This window comes from Streptomyces sp. NPDC051217 (assembly GCF_044455465.1).
Classification (GTDB): Bacteria; Actinomycetota; Actinomycetes; order Streptomycetales; family Streptomycetaceae; genus Streptomyces.
This window is the reverse complement of the sequence record NZ_JBITEV010000034.1, coordinates 1-1,305: the sequence shown is the minus strand read 5'-3', so window position 1 is coordinate 1,305 and position 1,305 is coordinate 1. Positions and strand designations below refer to the sequence as shown.

The 1,305-nt window shown below is 66.5% G+C and carries 1 protein-coding gene; it reads right to left on the bottom strand.

Annotated features, from left to right (window positions below; translation table 11 throughout):
* Positions 1 to 39 precede the first annotated feature (39 nt).
* Positions 40 to 1,232 (bottom strand): IS3 family transposase gene (locus ACIBBB_RS36150; RefSeq protein WP_398989724.1). Its coding sequence is split into 2 segments (ribosomal slippage): positions 40 to 968 and positions 968 to 1,232, totalling 1,194 coding nucleotides; the frame shifts between segments, so codons are not numbered across the junction.
* Positions 1,233 to 1,305: the final 73 nt, after the last annotated feature.

Sequence of the window (1,305 nt, the reverse complement as noted above, 5' to 3'; positions counted from 1 at the left end):
TGAGCTGCCCCGAGTTTCGTAGAGTCCGGTGATCTTGTTTCAGGCGGACTGCGGGGCTCGTTCCTGGCTCTGCCAGAAGTCGCGTTCGTACTCGGCTGGTGGCACGTAGTCGAGCGCGGAGTGCAGGCGTTCTTCGTTGTACCAGGTGATCCACTGGAAGATCGTCCGTTCGACCTGGGCGGGGCCCTTCCAGGGGCCCTGCATCTCGATCAGCTCGGCCTTGAAAGTGCCGTTCAGCGCCTCGGCCATGGCATTGTCGTACGAGTCCGCGACGGAACCGACCGACGCGGAGGCGCCGATGTCCGCGAGCCGGCCGGTGTATCGAATCGACACATATTGCGAACCCCTGTCGCTGTGGTGGATGAGGCCGGAGTCCTTCTTGATTCTCCGGCGCCACAGCGCCATCTCCAGGGCGTCCAGGGGCAGTTCGGTCCGCATGTGGTCGGCGACCTGCCAGCCGACGATCATCCGTGAGTACACGTCCAGTACGAACGCCACATATGCCCAGCCTGACCACGTGCGGACATACGTCATGTCAGCCACCCACAGCTGATCGGGCCGCGCCGCGGTGAAGTTGCGGTCCACCAGGTCCGGCGGACGGGGCGCCGACGGCTCCGGGATCGTGGTGCGGCGCCGCCGGCCGCGGATCACGCCCTCCAGGCCGCGTTCGGCCATGAGCCGCTCGACGGTGCAGCGGGCCACCTCGACACCCTTGCGCCGCAGCGCGCGGGTGATCCGGCGGGCCCCGTACGTGCCGCCGGACTCGGCGTGGACCTGCTCGATCACCGGCATGAGCTGTTCGTCGCGGAGCCGGCGGGCCGACTTCGGCCGCTTCTTGCGGGCGAAGTATGTCGAAGGCGACAGCTCCAGTACCCGGCAGACGGGATCGACCCCAAGACCGTTCGCACGCAGATGGTCGATCACCTGCTCGGCCTCGTCCGGGGACGGTCGATCTCCTGGGCAAAAAACACGGAGGCGGCTTTGAGGATCTCGTTGGCCCGCCTCAACTCCGCTACTTCTTTGCGGAGTTGTCTGAGCTCGTCGTGCTCGGCGGTGGTCAGCCGGTTGTCGCGTTCGCCATGGTCGGCCTCTGCCTGGCGGACCCAGCCGCGCAGGGCCTCCTTGTGGATGCCGAGGTCCTTCGCGACGTGCGCGATCGGGCGGCCGGTGGCGCGGACCTCGCGGACCGCCCGCTCACGAAGTTCATCGGGGTATTTACGGGGTGCTGGCATGGTGCTGGTGGATCTCCTTCGCCAGGACCGTAACCCTGGCATCAGGGACTCCACAAATCTCAGTACAGCTCAA